An 18,835-nucleotide genomic window follows, 5' to 3' on the forward strand; every position below is an offset into this window, starting at 1 on the left:
TTATTTTTTTAAAATTTTGATTCTAATTCTACCAACACAGGACAGTGATCGCTGTGTTTGGCCTCGGGTAATATAACGGCGCGTTTCAGTTTTTCTTGTAGGGGTGTTGCCACTAAATTATAATCTATACGCCAGCCCTTATTATTGGCCCGGGCATTGGCCCGATAACTCCACCACGAGTATTGCTCTCCCCCTTCATTAAAGTGCCTAAAAGAGTCTATAAACCCACTTTTCATAAAATTATCTATCCATTTTCGTTCTTCCGGTAGAAATCCAGATACGTTTTTAAGTCGAACAGGATCGTGAATATCAATAGCTTCGTGACAAATATTATAGTCTCCACAAATTACAAGATTTGGAAAATCCTGTTTAATTTCGTCTATATACAGCTGAAAATCGTCCATAAACTTAAATTTATGTTCCAACCGGGCAATATTGGTTCCCGAAGGCAAATACAAGCTAATGATAGAAAAATCTTCAAAATCTGCCCTTATGGTGCGCCCCTCGTGATCCATATAATCTATCCCGGTACCATATTCTACATGTAAAGGTTTATGCTTGCTTAAAATTGCAACCCCACTATAGCCTTTTTTTTGTGCAGGATACCAATAATGGTACGGATACCCGGCCTCTTTAAAATCGTCCAGGTTTAATTGTTCCGGTTGGGCTTTTATCTCCTGTAGGCACACCACATCTGGATTTGCCTGTTGCACCCACTCTAAAAAGCCTTTTCTTATGGCCGCCCTAATTCCGTTTACGTTATAGGAAATAATTTTCATGAAAGTCAATTTTCCCCAAAAATAAGGCTAAATGCAAGATTTACAAGTTAGATTATTGAATTTCCAGCAGTCTTTTGGCTTGTTGAAAATGCCTTTCTTCGTGTGCTAAAATAATTTTAAACGCAGCCTCAAGTTTATAAACAATTTTTGGATTTGCCGGCGAAGATATTACCGCGTTTTTCTCTAAGAGATCTTCAGATTCTACAATTTTTTGCCTTAATTTTTCCTGATGTTCAAGAAATTTGGCTAATATTTCTTCTGAAACTTGAGTTTCAGAAGGTTTCCAAATAGAGAATGTTTTTGTTTTTTTGGTGGTTTCAGGCTGTACCGATTTTAGAATTGTTTTTCCGAAGAAATTTACCAAAAAACCAAATCTAGCGGTAAATGGCTTTTTATGACTTTTATCGCGAAGCCTGTCTATCATTGGAAAATAGGACTGGTTAATTAAAATTAGATGTTCTAAATTTTGCGCAATACTCCAGGTCGCTGCATTTGGTTTATGATGAATTTCGGCCTTATTTAGTTGCCCAAACTCCGTTTTAAACTTCAGGGTAATTTCATCTAACCTATTTAAAAATTCTTCGGTATACATTTTTCTCCTATCATTCTACAATAAAGCGTTTCACTTTTCCAACCTCCCGGGTTCCCATTCTTACAAGATAAACTCCCCTTGCCGCATAAGACATATCCAGTTCGTACACATAGCCGCTACCCGAGTTTTGCACCTGGTTTTCCAGCATTTTTTGACCTAAGATATTATGCACCGTAATTCGCAAAGTTTCCTCATAATCGGTCTCCATTACAATTCTAAACTGCTGGTTCTGTTCTGAAACTACAACAAGTTCAGCTTCGTTTAAAATAAAGTCTTCAATATCTAAGGTAGAATCGGTAATATTTACAGAATAGTCGTGGGTTGTGCCATACTCCATAACCTCGCAAGGATTATTTAGATCCCCTTCAAAATCTACATCCCCTGCCCTAATTCTCAACAAGTGTTGGCCCAATTCTGCATCAGCCGGAATACTAAAATTTGTATCGTGCCATTCTCCTGCTGTAGGAATAATTTCTGAAGTTATTAAGCGCTCCTCATCACTAAAAACCGCATCGTCATTAAAATCTATCCACATAGAAAAACGCTCGGCATTCTCAGCGGTTAATTCGCCAAATAAGGATTGTACCGAAACGGTAAACTCACTTTGGGAGCGATCTAAATTAGCAGAAAGACCAATAAAATCGGCATAGCCATTTCCGCAGGGAATACGTTCGTTAAGCACATTTTCCAACTCAAAAAAGAAAATTCCATCGCCATAACTACAATCGCCTCCTTCAGGAATACAATCTAAATTAGCAAGTGTTTTTACCGCGGTATCGTTGGTAGGGTCAAAATCGTTTGTTAAGCGCGTTCCCCCGGTAATCCTATAGCTTCCGGAAGGAGAAATATCTGAAGTTTGGTTAAACGTGTATACCTCCAAACCTCCCACCGGCAGGGTTCCGTTAAAAACTTCCCTAACCGGGGTGTTATTTCCTATTTGATAGAATACCGGAAAATTTTGTTGTGGCTCCCCTCCAAAGTTTTCTATACTTATGCTTATCTCTTCTGAAGCACTAAAATTTTCTCCGGTTTGTGGTGCATCAATTGAAGTTACCCCAACATCGTTTGGAGGTAAGTTTTTAATAGAAGTAAGCAAGCTATCATTTTCAGCATTTTCATCTCCCGCCAAATTTGTACTAAAAACAAATTCATAGGTTCTCCCAACCTCCGAAAGATCGGCTTTTGCAGCAAAAGTAAATTCTGCCGAGCTCGTGGCAGGAATACTTTCTTCAAATATTTCGGTAATCTCGGGGCCACCATCTACGCTATAGCTTACTTCAAAATTAGATTGCGCATTGCGACCGTAGTTTCTTATTTTAATGGTAATTTCTTCATTAGCACCCAAACTGGAATCTTCCGGACGTACCAAAGAAACCACGCCAAGATCGTTATCAAAATCTGGCGCAATTTTAAATACGCCTACGTGGTTTTTTCTTTCAGGACCTACAAAATACTCCCCATTATGCCAAAAAGTAAGCCCATCGGCAGGGTCTACGCTTAAATGTGCATAATCCCCATACCTGGAGTTAGGATTAGGGCTTTCGCCTTCAATAATACTTTGTTCCTCTATAGTCATAACTCCGGGCTCATCGTTTTTATATCTTCCTGTATAGCGTAAAGAGGGAAAAACCGGGTTTTGAGGATTATCGTTTAAAACGGTATAACCAAGGGCAATATTACCCTCTTTATCCAAGCCAATACTGCCGCTAAACCTGTCGCTATTATCGGGGGCGTAAGTCCCCTCCTGATGAACACTCCAGGGACCACCATCGTTTTGTTGCCTAAGCTCATACCACCTTATTCCGGCGTGTTCTGCGGCACCAGGGTTTACATCTACTACAAAATTCATTACCACGGCATTATAGTCCTGGAAGCGCCTATAGGTGGTCATATACATCATAGTGGCTTGCAACACATCAATTTCGGGAGTGTCGCTTCCCGGTTGCGCCAAATTTGAAAAAGAACCTCCATCAAAAGTGGCGATAAATGGTGAGACGCCCTGGGCCGAACCCAATTCCTGAGATTCAGCTATTGTGGAATTTGACGGATTATTCCAATCTACATTAATAAGCCAAAGCTTTAAATGGTCTTCGTTAACACCTGCCCAGGCATCGTCTTGAAGGTAAACAATAGGGGAATTTCCTCGCGGTGGCAACTCCTTGCCTATAGCCGAAAAACCGGCAGGGCTATAAAAACCATTGGTTTGTATTCCGGGTAAAGGAAAAGACATTATTTGCGCCGTTTGTCCCAAGAGCATTTTATCCCTTTCTAAAGCATATACAACCTGGCTGGTAGTTGCAGTTTGAGAGTTTTTATTGGTAGTAATATAATAGCCGTCTCCCCAAACCGAGATTTTAGGATAATCTGGTAAGACCCCATTGGTTGTAAACCTATAGGTATACCACCCATCATTAACAGGGTCTGGGCCTTGCGATACAGCAATTAAAAAGCTTTCTGGCGTATCGCTAAATTGTGAAATTATAAACCTATCGGCAAATTCATCATAAAGTATAATGGGGTCTCCCAGGGTTTCATTGGTAAACTCGCCACCTATGCTGGCTAAAGATGCCGGTTGTCTAATTTGATTCCCCAATTTATCAAAAATTGAAAAAGCAGAATTCCAACCGTTTACGTAATGATTTGGGCCTGCAGCCCCCGTGGGGTCTGTGGGTGTGGCTTGTGTAGATGCAGCTTCAAAAGTAAAATTAGGAGCTTTTACTGATATCTCTCCCATTTTTTGCTGAATTCTGGAAGTTTTACCCTTTGGCAAACCTTTACCTGGCACAATTTTGTTGATACCTCTATTCCTGGGATTATAAATTTTGAATTTCTTTTCGGGTGCAATTAATTTTCTCCTGGCCATCGCAGAAGAAGAAACCGCACTGGCAGAGTCTATGTAAACAGGACCCGAGCTTTCCCGCTCCTGACCAATCACTGCCATCTGAAAACCAAAAATTAAAATTAATAGGAATATAATTCTTCTCATATTGAAATAAGGCTTCTTTTACACTCTAAAAATAAGGATTCTATGCTTATCAAAAACAAAAGGAGCGATTATCTTAAACAATCGCTCCTTCTTTATAATAAAAATTCCCTTTTTTATTTATTTTTTTATCCAGCTTTTAAAATCGACTTCCTGCTGGATAATATTTTTAAGCTCTGTAATGGCAACGCGCTTTTGCTCCATAGTATCTCTATGGCGAACAGTCACTTTTTTATCTTCAAGCGAATCGTGATCTACCGTAATACAAAGCGGGGTTCCCACAGCATCCTGGCGACGATACCTACGCCCAATAGCGTCTTTTTCGTCATATTGAACTCTAAAATCCCATTTTAATTCTTCTACAATTTCCTGGGCAAGTTCTGGCAAACCATCTTTTTTAACCAAGGGAAGAACCGCTGCTTTGGTAGGAGCGAGTACAGCGGGTAATTTTAGTACCGTTCTGCTGGTACCACCCTCCAGCTCCTCTTCTTTTAAAGAGCCTGAAAAAACGGCCAAAAACATTCTATCTAAACCAATAGAAGTTTCAATTACATAAGGCACATAATTTTCTTTCATTTCAGGATCGTAAAAACGCAACTTCTTTCCAGAATGCTCTTCGTGCGCTTTTAAATCGAAATCTGTTCTTGAATGAATTCCTTCTAATTCCTTAAAGCCAAAAGGAAAATTAAATTCTATATCTGTAGCGGCATTCGCATAATGCGCCATTTTCTCGTGATCGTGGAAACGATAATTTTCCTCTCCTAAACCTAAAGAAGCATGCCAATGCTGGCGGGTTTCTTTCCAATGTTCAAACCATTTTAACTCCTCGCCCGGGCGCACAAAAAATTGCATCTCCATTTGTTCGAATTCCCTCTGGCGGAAGATAAATTGTCTGGCTACAATTTCGTTTCTAAAAGCCTTTCCTATTTGGGCGATTCCAAAAGGAATCTTCATCCTACCTGTTTTTTGCACATTAGAAAAGTTTACGAAAATTCCCTGTGCCGTTTCAGGACGTAGATACAAATCGGTAGCAGAATCGGCTGAAGCTCCCAATTTGGTTCCAAACATCAGGTTAAACTGCTTAACATCTGTCCAGTTTTTAGAACCGGTTTCAGGGCAGGCAATACCCAATTCTTCAATTAATGCTTTTACATCGGCAAGGTCTTCATCGGTAAGTGATTTGGCCAAACGCTCCAGAATCTCCTTTTCTTCTTTTTTGTAACGAATAACCCTTGGGTTAGTAGTCACAAACTCCTCTTCATTAAATTTATCGCCAAAACGTTTCCTGGCCTTTGCTATTTCCTTTTGCGCCTTTTGATTGAGCTTTTCGGCATAATCTTCAACCAAAACATCGGCCCTATAGCGTTTTTTAGAGTCTTTATTATCAATTAAAGGATCGTTAAAGGCATCTACGTGGCCGGAAGCCTTCCAGGTGGTTGGGTGCATTAAAATTGCCGCATCCAAACCAACGATGTTCTGGTGCAATTGCACCATACTTTTCCACCAATAATCTTTGATGTTTTTCTTTAATTCTGCTCCGTTTTGCCCGTAATCATAAACAGCACTTAAGCCGTCATAAATTTCACTCGATGCAAAAATATACCCATACTCTTTAGCATGGGATATTACATTTTTAAAAAAGTCTTCTTGTTTTGCCATAGCGCAAAAATAAAAAAACCGCCCTGATAAACAGCAGGGCGGACTTTGATTTTTAAGTTTTAATTATTTTAAGTTAAAAGAGGCTGTTCCCAATAAAGTTGCATTTGCATAAACATAGACTTTATAGGTACCTTCAAGCAATTTATCTTCCTGGGTATTGGCCAGTAAACAAACGTCAAGTTCGTTATTTTCGTAGTATACTTTTGAAGCAGCACTATAAACCATAGCCCCACCTTCGTGTTCTACTACAATTTCGTCGCCTACCAATTCATTCTCCGGATTGTAAACCTGTACATACATGTTTCTTTCGCCGGGGCCGGCAAGATCGTTGGCGGTAATAGTAAAACAGGTTCTTACCTGGTCTATTCTTCGGGCGCGATCGTTTTCTACCAATTTTCCGCTATTTCTTACAATTACACCTTCCCCGCGAAGATTTGTTATCTTTAATTGGGCTGCCCGGTCTACTTTATTTGCAAGGTCCTGGTTTGTAGTTTGCAAAGAATCAGATATACGGGTGCGTTCTTCTAAAATCACGTTGGTACTGTCTAGAGTTTGGGACATCATCTGGTTTTGGCGGTTCAAACTATCTACCACTCTAAACAAACGTTCTTTTTCGGCTTTAAGGTTTCCTATTTCACGACGATAGCGCGATATTAAAACCAGGTTGGCTTCATTTTCCTCAACCGAATCTAATAAACGCTCAATTCTATCCCTTGCGTCTACCAGATTCTGATCCATAATTTCATTTTCCTCAATGGCCTCATCGTATTTAACAATTAAATCATTAAGTTCATCTTCTATTACCTGCTTTTCCTTGGTAAGAATTGCTTTATTTTCTTTCTCTTCGTTGTAGAATTTAATTGTATAAATACCTAAGGCCAGCAAAGCCACGGCTAAAACTCCCGTTAAGATCTTAAGCGCTGTGTTATTCTTCTTTTCGGTCATCATAGTAATAATATTTGTTTGTAAATTTAGGAGATTATCAAGGCAACCTACAAGGACTTAACAAATGTTTCACGATTTAACAAACCTGTTCTATCCAAAAATATGCAATTGCTGCGACACCCAGCTTTTAAAAGCTGAAAAAGTAATTTGTACTGCTTGTTTACATCAACTTCCAACTACTAATTATCATTTAGATAACGAGAACACGACAAAAAAAGTATTTGATGCCCGTCTAAGTCTTGAAAATGCTACTTCGTTGCTATATTTTAGAAAAAAAGGGTTGGTACAAAAGCTTATTCATAATTTAAAATACAGGAAACAGGAAGATGTCGGGTATTTTCTTGGCAACTGGCTTGGAGACCAATTGGCTTCCCATCCAGGGTTTAGCAATGTTGATTGTGTTCTTCCGGTACCGCTTCATCACAAAAAATTAAAGAAAAGGGGATTTAATCAGGTAGCTGCTTTTAGCAAAGTACTCGCCAACAAGTTAAACGCAAAGTATATAGACGATGTACTGGTAAAGAAATCTGGTTCCCGAACTCAAACATTAAAAAAACGACTGGGAAGATGGGGAGTTATAGATGCCACTTTTATGATAGAAAACCAAAAAAAGCTAGAAAACAAACACTTGCTTCTGGTAGACGACCTCGTTACTACCGGTGCAACCCTGGAAGCTTGCGGAAACAAACTCCTTCAAATTAAAAATACTAAATTAAGTATTGCCACAATGGCAATTACAGACTGATACACACGTTAAAACCTAAAATAATTGTTTCTTTGCTATTAGATTTCATTTTTTTATTATGCTGAAGAGAATTCCCGGAATTTTAATAGTTGCCGTATTGGTTTTGTTGTGCGTGCAATGCGCAAAAAAAGGAATGCCAGAAGGTGGACCTAAAGATGAAGAGCCCCCAAAATTTATTCGAGCAACTCCCGAAAACTATAATACTAATTTCAATGCAGATGAAATTAGGATATTTTTTAATGAGTACATAAAACTGGAAGACGCCAGGCAACAAGTAGTTATTTCACCGCCTATAGAACCACGCCCGGCCATGATGCCTATGGGTTCGGCTCGTAAAGATGTGCGCATACAAAATCTGGACTCCCTACAGCCAAACACCACTTACACCATTAATTTTGGAAAAAGCATTGTAGATAACAACGAAGGCAATCCCCTTCCTTACTTTAAATACGTATTCTCTACGGGAGATTACCTGGATTCTTTAAAAGTTTCAGGAAGTATAAAAGATGCCAACCTAAAGGCTCCGTCAGAATTTATTTCTATTTTTTTATACGAGGTAGATTCTACTTTTTCTGATTCGTTGGTATATAAAGAAACACCAAGGTATATTACCTATACGCTAGACAGTACTGTAAACTTTGAGCTGGAAAACCTTAAAGAGGGAACTTACCAAATACTTGCCGTAGAAGACAAAAACGACAATTATAATTTTAACCCCAAAACCGAGAAAATAGGATTTATAGAGAACTATATCACCCTCCCAACAGATTCTACCTACGAGATTAGCATTTTTAAAGAAAATCTGGAGTTTGAAGCCGAACGTCCCAAATTATTAAAAGGCAATCAAATACTTTTTGGTTATCAGGGTTCTAAAGGTGTAGACAGTGTTAAGATTAATCTATTAACCCCTAAACCGCAAGGTTTTGAATCTAGAATTGTAAAAGATCGCGAAACCGATACTCTTTACTACTGGTACAATATTAGACCTGAAAATGACAGTCTTTCTTTTGAGGTGGTGAGCCCAACACGACGTGACACCTTATTTACAAAAATAGCTGAAGCCGAAAGGGATTCCTTAAAGTTAAACGCAAACCCGACAGGTACAATTGCATTCCAGGAAAATTACCGATTACAGGCAAACACACCTATTACAGAGTTTAACAAAGAATTAATTAGCATTATGGATGCTGATTCCAGTCTGGTAAACTTTGATGCCGAAATACGAAACCTTGAAAACGAAATTATAATTTCATTCGATAAAGAAGAAAGCAGTAAATATGAGGTAACGACATTGCCCGGTGCAGTAACCGACCTCTTTGGTGATACCAACGATACCATTAAAAGTAGCCTTAGCACCAAATCTTACGCAGATTATGGGAGTATTATTTTAACACTTCAAAATGTAAATCGGTATCCAATTATAGTACAGCTCACTAACGAGAAAGGCGAAGTACAGCACGAACAGTACGCCACCGGAGGAAATAATTTTCATTTCCGTTTTCTAAAACCGGGAAAAAACCTAATCAGGGTAATTTTTGACGATAATGAAAACCAGAAATGGGATACCGGAAATTATCTTAAAAGAATCCAACCCGAAGAAATCCAATATTATAGGGATACGGTAGAGGTAAGATCTAACTGGGATATTTCAGAGACTTTTATTTTAAAATAAATGTATCCCGATCCTGAAGGAATTTAAAATGACTTCGGGTTTCCATTAATTGTTGGTTATCCAGGCTAACTTCCTTTACAAAGGCTTCTTCCCTGTTTAACTCGGTTAGATTTTGGCCTAATCCGTCATAAACTGCGCTATGCCCATTGTATTCGACTTTATTCCCATCGTTTCCGGTTCGGTTTACGCCAATGCAGTAACTCATATTTTCTATGGCCCTTGCCTTTAAAAGTGTATCCCAGGCAAAAACCCGTTTCTTTGGCCAGTTGGCAACATAAATTAGCAAATCGTAATCTTCGGTATTTCGTGAAAAAACCGGAAATCTTAGGTCATAACAAACCAGTGGGCAAATCTTCCAGCCCTTATATTCAACCACCAACCTATTTTTTCCGGCGGTATAGGTTTTATGTTCGTTGGCCAAAGTAAAGGTGTGACGTTTATCATAGGTTTTATAAGTTCCGTCAGGAAAAACGAAGAAAAGCCTATTAAAATAATTATCATTTTCGGTGATGATTAGGCTTCCGGTTACCGCAGCATCTTTCAGTTTTGCAATTTCGCGCATCCACTGTAAACTTAAACCATCGGTCTTTTCTGCCAGCTTTTCGGCATTCATACTAAAGCCTGTGGTAAACATTTCGGGTAGTACAATTAGATCTATATCTTCAGAAATCGCTTTAATTTCTTCTGAAAACAAACTGCGATTAGCTTGCGGATCTTCCCATTTTAAATTAGCCTGTATTATTGCAGTATTTAGTTTTTGTGCCATACCCAAAATTACCAATTTTTAAATTCCTGCTGCTAAATCATTGTTAAACAATTGTAGAAAACTCACATTATAAATAGTTTTAAGATGTAAAAATTGAAATCATGAAAGTACAGGATTTATTACAGAAAGATTCTTATTCTAAAGCGGCAGGCAGAGGTTTACTGGCAGGCGTTATTGGCGGATTGGCTGGTACGGCAGTAAAAAGCCTTGTAGAGCATTTTTTGCCCGTGCGGAAAGTTGAACAACGCTCAGCCCAAATACAAATTGTAGACGATCTTTCTACTAAAATAACCGGCTCTCCGGTTAGTGTTCAAAACGAAGAACTTGCCGAGCAACTTGTAAACTTCCCAATTGGAGCCACTGTTGGCGCGGCATACGGTTTTGGCAAAAAAGACAATAAAGAATTAAATATTAAAGATGGGATTATTTTAGGTGGCTCTACCTGGGTTTCTACCCATGAAACCTCGCTTCCTCTAATGGGCCTGGAACCAAAACCAACCGATGTTCCTTTAAAAATGCAATTTAACGAACTATTTGCACACGTTCTTTTTGGTATTACAACCGAAGTTGTTCGTAGCACCGTACTACAAAGATTAAACGAAAGGGATTAGTTTTCGAGGCTTTTCAGCATTCTTTTAATTCTATCTTCCAATTTTTCTGAAGATAATTTTTCCCTCAATCTGTCAGTAATAATAGGAAAAGAGAAAGGAGTTGGTTTTTGGCAGTTTTTCCAAACAATCTCCTGTTTTTGTATACGCTCTAAAGCCATTCTTAATCGACCTTCTTCCAACTGATGCTCAAAAGTTTCCCTAAAGGATTGCAAGTACAATAAATTATCGTTTTCGTAATCTCTAAAAACGCTAAAAAGCAATTGCGAGCTACTTTGCAAATGCTTGCTTTTTATCAATTTGTTTGGGTAACCGGTAAATACCATTCCGGCTATAACAGCGATATCCCTAAATTTTCGCCGGGCCATTTCGGTAGCGTTTAAACTTTTGTAAAGATCGTCCATAAGGAATTCTGCCGAAAATAAATCGTTGTCTAAAACCTGTTGCATATCAATTTCCTGGTCTGAGAGTAGTTCAAATCCATAGTCATTAAAAGCAATACTAAATGAAATGGGCGAGAGCAAACTAATGCGATATGCCAGCAAACTTCCCAGCGCCTCGTGAACAAAACGGCCTTCAAACGGATAAAAAATGGCGTGATAACCTTCCCGGGTTTTAAAGGTTTCGACTAAAAATTCATCTTTGTTTGGAATAATAGATTCTTTCTGCTGCCTTTCCAAAATTGGTTGCAAAGCTTTTAATTCCGATGACTTCCGGACTGCGCTCGAAGTGATATCTACATAGGTTGAAGCAGCATACATTTCTTCCCGAAGCAGTTCACTCATTTGTGCCGAAAATGCCATCCTACCACCCATCCAACTAGGCACTTTAGAAGTTTTTTTCTTCGATTTTCGTACTAAAACCTGCATACTTTTAATACGCACCAACTCCAGGTTTCTCCCGGCAAAAGTAAACACATCGCCGGGTGCAAGTTTAGAAATAAACCACTCCTCAATCGTGCCTATATAACCTCCCTTAAGGTATTTTACGCTTAAAACCGCATCACTCACAATTGTCCCAATTTGTAAGCGGTGGCGCATCGCAATGCCACGATTATTTACCTTAAAAAGACCATTTTCTTCAATTTCAATTTTCTTGTATTCATCATAAGCCTGTAAACTTTGGCTGCCATTGGTAACAAAATTAAGGACCCACAGCCATTCGTCTTCAGTAATTCCCTGAAAACAGAAAGTCGATTTTACCTCGGGCCAGATTTCCTTCGGAAAAAAACCATTGGAAACCGCCAAAGTGGTTAGGTATTGCACGAGGACATCAAAACTCAACAAGTACGGAATGCGATCTTCTACCGCGTTCTTTTTTACCGCCTTTTGCAAAGCTGAAGCTTCAACAAGCTCTATAGCATGGGTGGGTAAAAAATGGATAAAACTTTCTTCACCGGGACGATGGCCGCTTCTCCCCGCCCTTTGTAAAAACCGGGCCACCCCTTTTGGGCCGCCAATTTGAATAATGGTTTCTACCGGTGCAAAATCTACTCCCAAATCAAGACTGGAGGTACAAACCACCGCCTTTAAGGTTTCATTTCTAATGGCCTGCTCAACCCAAAGTCGGGTTTCTTTATTAATACTCCCGTGGTGCATGGCTACCTCCCCCGCAAATTCAGGATATTTTTCCATTAACTTCTGAAACCATAATTCGCATTGAGACCGGGTATTGGTAAAAAGCAGTGTAGTTCTGGAATTCTTTATAATTGGCACTACCTCATCAATTAAATGCAATCCCAAATGCCCACGCCAGGGGAATTTTTCCATTTTCGGTGGAATAATAGATTTTACAGTTATCTTCTTCTTTAAATTCGCTCTAATTAAAGTTGAATTTTGAAAGGCTTCGGAATCAGGACCGAGCAAAACTTCCCTGGCCTGCTCTAAATTCCCAATCGTTGCCGAGATTCCCCAGATTCTTAAATCTTTTGAAACCGTTTTTAAACGAGATAGGGCCAGTTCCATCTGCACACCTCGTTTTGTGCCCAGTAATTCGTGCCATTCATCAACCACCACGGCACTTAGATCTTTAAACGTTTTATCGTAATTTTTGGAAGAAAGTAGTAATTGCAAGCTTTCGGGGGTGGTAATTAGTAAGTCGGGCATGGATTTTTTTTGCGCTGCACGAATTTTTTGTGGAGTATCTCCCGTTCGTATACCTACTGTTAATTGGCTCTCAATATCGTCGGCAAACCGTTGCGCAGCCTGTTCAATTTCTACCGAAAGTGCTCTTAAAGGTGTAATCCAAATAGCTTTTAGTCCTTTTTTATGCTTGATTTTATAATCGGGGTTTTGCTTTAAATAATCCAGTACTATCGGTACCCAAAGCGCATAGGTCTTTCCACTACCCGTAGGTGCGTTTAAGAGGCCGTTCTTTTTCTGCAAAAAGGCCGTCCAGGTTTGTTTCTGAAAAGCAAAAGCTTTCCAGCCCTGGTTGGAAAACCAGGTTTCTGCTATTTCAGTAAGTTGATTTCTATTCATGTTTTAACCCTTCCGTCTTATTCAGCTACCACTGAATAATTCACCTTCCCTTTAAAAGGGAAGGAACTATTTTTATTTTTAATTACTACCTCACCCTGTTCCCCTACTTTCTAAAAAGGGGTGCCCGATAGGGCGGGGTGGTCCACTTTTTAAAATTGAATAAGTTGATTTCTATTCATGCTTCAACCCTTCCGTCTTATTCAGCTACCGCCGAATAATCCACCTTCCCTTCAAAAGGGAAGGAGCCATTTTTATTTTTAATTATCACTTCACCTTGTTCCCCTACTTTCTAAGGAGGGGTGCCCGACAGGGTGGGGTGGTTTATTTCTTCTTAAAATTATCTTCAATCTCCTTCAAAACCGAAGGTAGAAAGTCAAAAACCATCCTATTTTCAAACCGTATTACTTTAAATCCAAAATCTTCCAGTTTTTTAGTCCGTTTTTCATCTTTTTCTTCAGAGAGTGGAGTTTTATGTACCTCTCCATCTAACTCTATGATTAGTTGCTCTTCCGCGCAATAAAAATCCACTATAAAATTTTCTATACTATGTTGCCTTCTGAATTTTCTTCCTTTAAATTTTCTTCGTTGTAATTGTTTCCACAAAAATGCCTCTGCAGGAGTTAAGTTATTCCTTAATGCTTTTCGGAAAGGCTGCAAGAACTTTTTGTTATGACCTGGTTTTTTCATTGGTTTTAAACTTTATCCTTTACCCTTCCGTCTTATTCAGCTTCCACTGAATAATCCACCTTCCATTTAAAAGGGAAGGAACTATTTTTATTTTTAATTATCACTTCACCTTGTTCCCCTACTTTCTAAGGAGGGGTCCCCGACAGGGTGGGGTGGTTAATCCGGGATTAAATCCCGCAACTCACCCAGCGTATTTGCTTCATATATATTTTTATCGGTTCGCCAGCGTACCATTCTCGGAAAACGCGTTGCTACTCCACTTTTATGCCGTTTGGATTCGGCGATCCCTTCAAAAGCAATTTCAAACACATGATGTGGCGTTACACTTCTAACAGGACCAAAACGCTCTAAGGTGTTTTTTTTAATCCACGCGTCAAGTTTTCTAAATTCGGCATCGGTTAAACCGGAATAGGCCTTCGCAAAAGTGACCAGTTCTTTTTTTTCATCATCCCATAAACCAAAAGTATAATCGGTAAATAGATTGCTACGTCTTCCATGACCGCGCATGGCATAAGTGAGCACCGCATCTACCGTAAGCGGATCTACCTTCCATTTCCACCAATCGCCTTTTTTTCTTCCCACTAAATATGGCGAATCCAATCTTTTCAACATCAAGCCTTCCGATTTTTCTTCCCGGGCCCGTTCACGTTCTTTAGCCACTTCAACCCAATTTTTAAAAGATATACGCTTTGATAAGTGCAATGGAATTTCTTCCGTAGAAACCTTATTATAAAGTTTCTCCAGAATTTTTCTTCTTTCTTGAAAAGCTTTATTCCTAATATCTTCTCCCTGCCATTCTAAAATATCGTATGCTTTTAAAATAACAGGCGTTTTACTAAGCAGATTTTTAGTAATATTCTTTCTTCCTATTCGGGTTTGCAGATCTTTAAAGCTTCCTATACTACCTTTTGGAAACGGCAATATTTCGCCATCCAGGACAGTTCCATTAGGAATTTTATCTACAAAGCTTTGAAATTCGGGGTATTTATCGGTTACCAGTTCCTCACCACGACTCCACACAAAAAGCTCATTATTTCTCACGATTACCTGGGCGCGAATACCATCCCATTTATGCTCGGCACTCCATTGGGCTACATCCCCAAGCTCTTCAACTTCCCCATCTATTGCATAAGCCAGGTAAAACGGATAGGGCTTAGACAAATAATCTTCTTCGTTTTCTTCTAAAATTAGTTTTTTAAAGGTGGTTTTTTCAGGTTTCCAATTGCCAATCATTTTATAAGCGAGAATATCCTCATCAATATTAGTAGCTTTTGAAAGGGCACGGGTCATTAATTTTTGACTCACGCCAATGCGAAAACTCCCGGTAATGAGCTTGGTAAACACAAAACGTTCATAATAATTAAGCGCAAGCCAATTTGTATGCAGGTATTCCTTTTTTGTCGATTCATCTTTAGGTTTCAGTTCAATGATCTCCTGCAGAAATTGGTTGAGGCTTTTTTCGGTATTTTCTTTGGCAGGGGGTATCACAAGGGCAATTGTCTCGGCCAAATCGCCTACAATATGATAAGACTCTTCAAATAACCACAGGGGAATGTTAGCGAGCTCTGAAGCCCATTCACGCATTAAGGTAGTATTTACCGGTCGCGGTGGGCGCCTATGTGACAAAATAGCTATGGTCCATACCTTATCCCTATCATCGGCATTTTTAAAATAATGGGTTAAAGCCTCCACTTTCAGCGTGGTTTTATTAGTGCTATCAAGGGTTTTTATAAGCTCTGCAAAGTGCTTCATCTTAGTTTAGTTTATTTACTTCCCGACTGCAGGTGAAGTGACAAAACATTTAAATTTCTTTTTCATTTTTTGACTCTTCTTCTCCTGTTTCACCTTCATATTGTGTTTCTTCAGTCCTGGCATCATAACCTAGTTCACGTAAATAACGAGAGAAAATGTCGGTATACCCGTGGGTGCAAATCACTTTTTCGGCACCCGTAGCTTCTATAGACTTTAGCAAGCCCTGCCAATCGCAATGATCTGAGAGTACAAAACCGCGGTCTATGGCACGTCTTCTTCGAGCTCCACGAAAAGTCATCCAACCGCTGGCCGAAGCTGTCACATAAGGCACCATCTTTTTTATCCATGGACTGCCATGAGCACTGGGTGGGGCCACTACAATATTTCCTTTAAATTCATCTTTTTTGGTATCGCGCGTAATTCTTGTGGTTCCTGGAATTTCAGCTAAAGGGCGAACTACATCTGTCATATTCTCTATTGCACCATGAGTGTAAATTTTGCCGATTGAAGTATCGAGATGTCTTAACAGGCGTTGAGCTTTTCCCAGGGAATATCCAAAGATTACCGAAGTTCTTCCATCTTCTTTATTTTGCTGCCACCATTTATTAATTTCGGTAAAGACCTCCGCCTGTGGTTGCCATTTAAAGGCTGGTAAACCAAAAGTACATTCGGTGATAAATGTATGGCATTTAATAGGCTCATAAGGCACTGCTACCCCATCAGGTTCATCTTTATAATCGCCGGTAAATACCCAAACTTCGCCTTTATACTCTACCCTAATTTGGGACGAACCAATAATATGGCCTGCCGGATGCAGGGAGAACTTAACACCATTAATGGTAAAGGTCTCGTTCCATGCTTTCCCCGAAACTTCTATTTCCCCCAGTCTATGTTTAATAATAGGAACATTACTATGATGGGTTATATATTTTTTATGCCCCCAGCGGGAATGATCGGCGTGACCGTGCGAAATAATAGCCTTATTTACAGGTTTCCAGGGGTCTAGGTAAGTATCTGCTGCCTCGCAGTAAATACCTTTTTCATTAAAGGCGAGTAAAGGTGGATTCATTTATAAGAGATACTTTAATTTGAAAATACCCAAAATGCCACGCTAAAAAAAAGGATTAAGAAAAGATTAGCGATTGATGAAGCATCAAACATTTTAGAGTTTTTTTGATAAGATATACTTGAAGCTTTAAGTATATTTGTCTATATATAAAAATTAATAAAATGTCATTTTCAGATTTATTTGGTTCAGGAGAACACCTCCGCAACATCAATCATTTTGCTTCTATTGTAAATCTTGCAAGTGTAGATGGGGATATTAACGAAAAAGAACGTGTTCTCTTAGAACGTTTTGCTCGCAAACTTGATATTAGTGAGCAAGAATATAAAATGCTAATTAAGAATCCGCAAGAATTTCCTATTAGCGCCTATAACAGTGTAGAAAAGCGTTTAGAGCGTTTACACGATTTATTTAAAATTATTTTTGCCGATCATGAGATAGACCATGAAGAAGAAGCGCTTATTAAACGATATGCCATAGGTCTTGGTTTTTCTAACGAAAACGCCGAAAACATTATAAAAAGGTCTATTCAGATTTTTAGCGGACAATTGAATTTTGAAGATTACAAATATCTATTGGGTAAGTAATCGGGAATATTAAAATAACATTTTAGCTAAATTTAAAAAAGGCTATCTCAAAAGTGCTGGGATTCGTCATTGCGAGACCCCATTCAAAAAAAATTGCCACCAATACACTAATATTACTTATGATTAGTGGATTCGTGGCTTTTTTTATTTTTAATCGTTGGATTTTAATTGCCAATAAATCCGCAGCTTACAAAATTCCGTCATTGATAGGAACGAAGCAATCTATAACTTTTTGAAAAACAACAAGAAGGTTACTTCACTTCGTTCGTAATGACGTTGATATCTTCTCCTTTTAGATAGTAAAATTTCATATATAGTTATATTTTTCAACTATACTTCTGCATAAATTCTTCTGCTTTATCTACCATATTTTTACTTCCGCAGAAAAAAGGCGCACGCTCATGTAATTCTTTAGGCTGAATATCCATAATTCGGGTAAAACCGTTGGTAGCTTTTCCTCCGGCTTGTTCTACAATAAAAGCCATTGGGTTGCATTCGTATAACAACCTTAGTTTACCGTTATTGGCTTTTGAGCTTTTGGGATAGATAAAAATTCCGCCCTTAATCATATTTCTATGAATGTCTGAAACCATAGAGCCAATATAACGAGAGGTATAGGGCCTGTCCTCTTTCTCTTCCTGGCAATATTTAATATATTTTTTCACTCCCTCGGGGAAATGCACATAATTTCCCTCGTTCATAGAATAAATTCTTCCGTTTTCGGGAAACTTCATATCGGGGTGTGATAAATACCAGGAACCTAAAGCCGGATTCAAAGTAAATCCGTTTACACCACAACCTGTAGTATACACCAACATAGTGGAAGTTCCATAAATAATATAACCGGCCGCCACCTGCTTATTTCCCGGTTGCAGAAAATCTTCTTTAGTTACCGGGGTTCCAATGGGGGTAACGCGCCTGTAAATTGAAAAAATGGTACCAACCGATACGTTTACATCAATATTAGAGCTGCCATCCAGTGGGTCCATAAGTACCACGTATTTATTCTTATTGTCATTGTTCTTACCGGAAATGGTTATAAAATCGTCGTTCTCTTCTGAAGCTATACCACAAACAATTTCGCGATTTATTAAAGTTTGAATAAAAGTTTCATTGGCATAAACATCTAATTTTTGCTGGTCTTCCCCCTGAATGTTTGTATCGCCGTGCAACCCCAGAATATCTACCAAACCTGCTTTATTCACTTCGTGATTTACAACCTTAGCCGCAAGCCGTAAAGATCTAATTAAGCGGGAAAGCTCGCCCGAAGAATAAGGAAAAGCTGCCTGGTTTTCTATAATGAATTCGCCTAAAGTTTGATTTTTCTTAACCATTTTGAATTAATATCGTTATTTGTTTCAAAATTATTCATTTTTCTTAATTACTAAAACGTTATCGTAATAAAGTATAGAAAATTCTAAAAAGTGTAATTAAACCAAATTAAAAGGAATTATTTATATTCTTTAGGAGGAAGCATACAGAATAACCCATTTTGGCAATTCATTTTTTACTTT

At 38.7% G+C, this 18,835-nt stretch carries 15 protein-coding genes; 4 read left to right on the forward strand and 11 right to left on the reverse strand.

The genetic code is table 11. The features are described 5' to 3' along the window. Positions 1–8 precede the first annotated feature (8 nt). The 5 genes from I6U50_RS04895 to I6U50_RS04915 form a co-directional block, all read right to left on the reverse strand. Positions 9–779 carry an exodeoxyribonuclease III gene (locus tag I6U50_RS04895; RefSeq protein ID WP_198638046.1) on the reverse strand — a complete coding sequence of 257 codons (771 nt, stop codon included), beginning with the start codon at positions 777–779 and terminating at the stop codon, positions 9–11. 52 nt (positions 780–831) lie between these two features. Continuing rightward, on the reverse strand, positions 832–1,371 hold the full coding sequence (locus I6U50_RS04900; RefSeq protein WP_198638047.1) for a DinB family protein: 540 nt from the start codon (positions 1,369–1,371) through the stop codon (positions 832–834). 10 nt (positions 1,372–1,381) lie between these two features. Then, positions 1,382–4,357: a T9SS type A sorting domain-containing protein gene (locus I6U50_RS04905; RefSeq protein WP_198638048.1), complete on the reverse strand. Its 2,976-nt coding sequence runs from the start codon at positions 4,355–4,357 to the stop codon at positions 1,382–1,384. A 117-nt stretch (positions 4,358–4,474) separates the two neighbouring features. Further along, the gene (locus I6U50_RS04910; RefSeq protein ID WP_193711474.1) at positions 4,475–6,013 is read right to left on the reverse strand and encodes a glycine--tRNA ligase; all 1,539 of its coding nucleotides are present in this window, start codon (positions 6,011–6,013) and stop codon (positions 4,475–4,477) included. A gap of 63 nt (positions 6,014–6,076) precedes the next feature. After that, positions 6,077–6,961 carry a hypothetical protein gene (locus I6U50_RS04915; RefSeq protein ID WP_198638049.1) on the reverse strand — a complete coding sequence of 295 codons (885 nt, stop codon included), beginning with the start codon at positions 6,959–6,961 and terminating at the stop codon, positions 6,077–6,079. 61 nt (positions 6,962–7,022) lie between these two features. Between I6U50_RS04915 and I6U50_RS04920 the strand changes: the two genes are divergently transcribed. After that, positions 7,023–7,703, forward strand: a complete 681-nt coding sequence (locus tag I6U50_RS04920; protein WP_193711476.1) for a ComF family protein — start codon at positions 7,023–7,025, stop codon at positions 7,701–7,703. A 58-nt stretch (positions 7,704–7,761) separates the two neighbouring features. After that, on the forward strand, positions 7,762–9,375 hold the full coding sequence (locus I6U50_RS04925) for an Ig-like domain-containing protein (protein ID WP_198638050.1): 1,614 nt from the start codon (positions 7,762–7,764) through the stop codon (positions 9,373–9,375). On the opposite strand, the gene I6U50_RS04930 is transcribed toward I6U50_RS04925, so the two are convergent. After that, positions 9,362–10,141, reverse strand: coding sequence for an amidohydrolase (locus I6U50_RS04930; protein WP_198638051.1), 780 nt, complete (start codon positions 10,139–10,141; stop codon positions 9,362–9,364). The two genes, I6U50_RS04925 and I6U50_RS04930, sit on opposite strands and share 14 nt — an antisense overlap. 101 nt (positions 10,142–10,242) lie before the next feature. Here I6U50_RS04930 and I6U50_RS04935 point away from each other — a divergent pair, with 101 nt between their 5' ends. Next, the gene (locus tag I6U50_RS04935; protein ID WP_193711479.1) at positions 10,243–10,752 is read left to right on the forward strand and encodes a DUF1440 domain-containing protein; all 510 of its coding nucleotides are present in this window, start codon (positions 10,243–10,245) and stop codon (positions 10,750–10,752) included. Here I6U50_RS04935 and I6U50_RS04940 read toward each other — a convergent pair. From I6U50_RS04940 to I6U50_RS04955, 4 genes are all read right to left on the reverse strand, one after another. Next, the gene (locus I6U50_RS04940) at positions 10,749–13,229 is read right to left on the reverse strand and encodes a ligase-associated DNA damage response DEXH box helicase (protein WP_198638052.1); all 2,481 of its coding nucleotides are present in this window, start codon (positions 13,227–13,229) and stop codon (positions 10,749–10,751) included. The genes I6U50_RS04935 and I6U50_RS04940 overlap by 4 nt on opposite strands. 321 nt (positions 13,230–13,550) lie before the next feature. Continuing rightward, the gene (locus I6U50_RS04945) at positions 13,551–13,916 is read right to left on the reverse strand and encodes an endonuclease domain-containing protein (RefSeq protein ID WP_193711481.1); all 366 of its coding nucleotides are present in this window, start codon (positions 13,914–13,916) and stop codon (positions 13,551–13,553) included. A 156-nt stretch (positions 13,917–14,072) separates the two neighbouring features. Next, on the reverse strand, positions 14,073–15,668 hold the full coding sequence (locus I6U50_RS04950; protein ID WP_198638053.1) for an ATP-dependent DNA ligase: 1,596 nt from the start codon (positions 15,666–15,668) through the stop codon (positions 14,073–14,075). 49 nt (positions 15,669–15,717) lie between these two features. Continuing rightward, positions 15,718–16,737: a ligase-associated DNA damage response exonuclease gene (locus I6U50_RS04955; RefSeq protein WP_198638054.1), complete on the reverse strand. Its 1,020-nt coding sequence runs from the start codon at positions 16,735–16,737 to the stop codon at positions 15,718–15,720. A gap of 161 nt (positions 16,738–16,898) precedes the next feature. Between I6U50_RS04955 and I6U50_RS04960 the strand changes: the two genes are divergently transcribed. Continuing rightward, positions 16,899–17,321, forward strand: a complete 423-nt coding sequence (locus I6U50_RS04960) for a TerB family tellurite resistance protein (protein WP_193711484.1) — start codon at positions 16,899–16,901, stop codon at positions 17,319–17,321. 326 nt (positions 17,322–17,647) lie between these two features. On the opposite strand, the gene fbp is transcribed toward I6U50_RS04960, so the two are convergent. Beyond that, the gene (fbp, locus tag I6U50_RS04965) at positions 17,648–18,655 is read right to left on the reverse strand and encodes a class 1 fructose-bisphosphatase (protein WP_193711485.1); all 1,008 of its coding nucleotides are present in this window, start codon (positions 18,653–18,655) and stop codon (positions 17,648–17,650) included. Between the last annotated feature and the right edge of the window lie 180 nt (positions 18,656–18,835).

It is taken from the genome of Salegentibacter maritimus (assembly GCF_016236975.1).
GTDB lineage: Bacteria > Bacteroidota > Bacteroidia > Flavobacteriales > Flavobacteriaceae > Salegentibacter > Salegentibacter maritimus.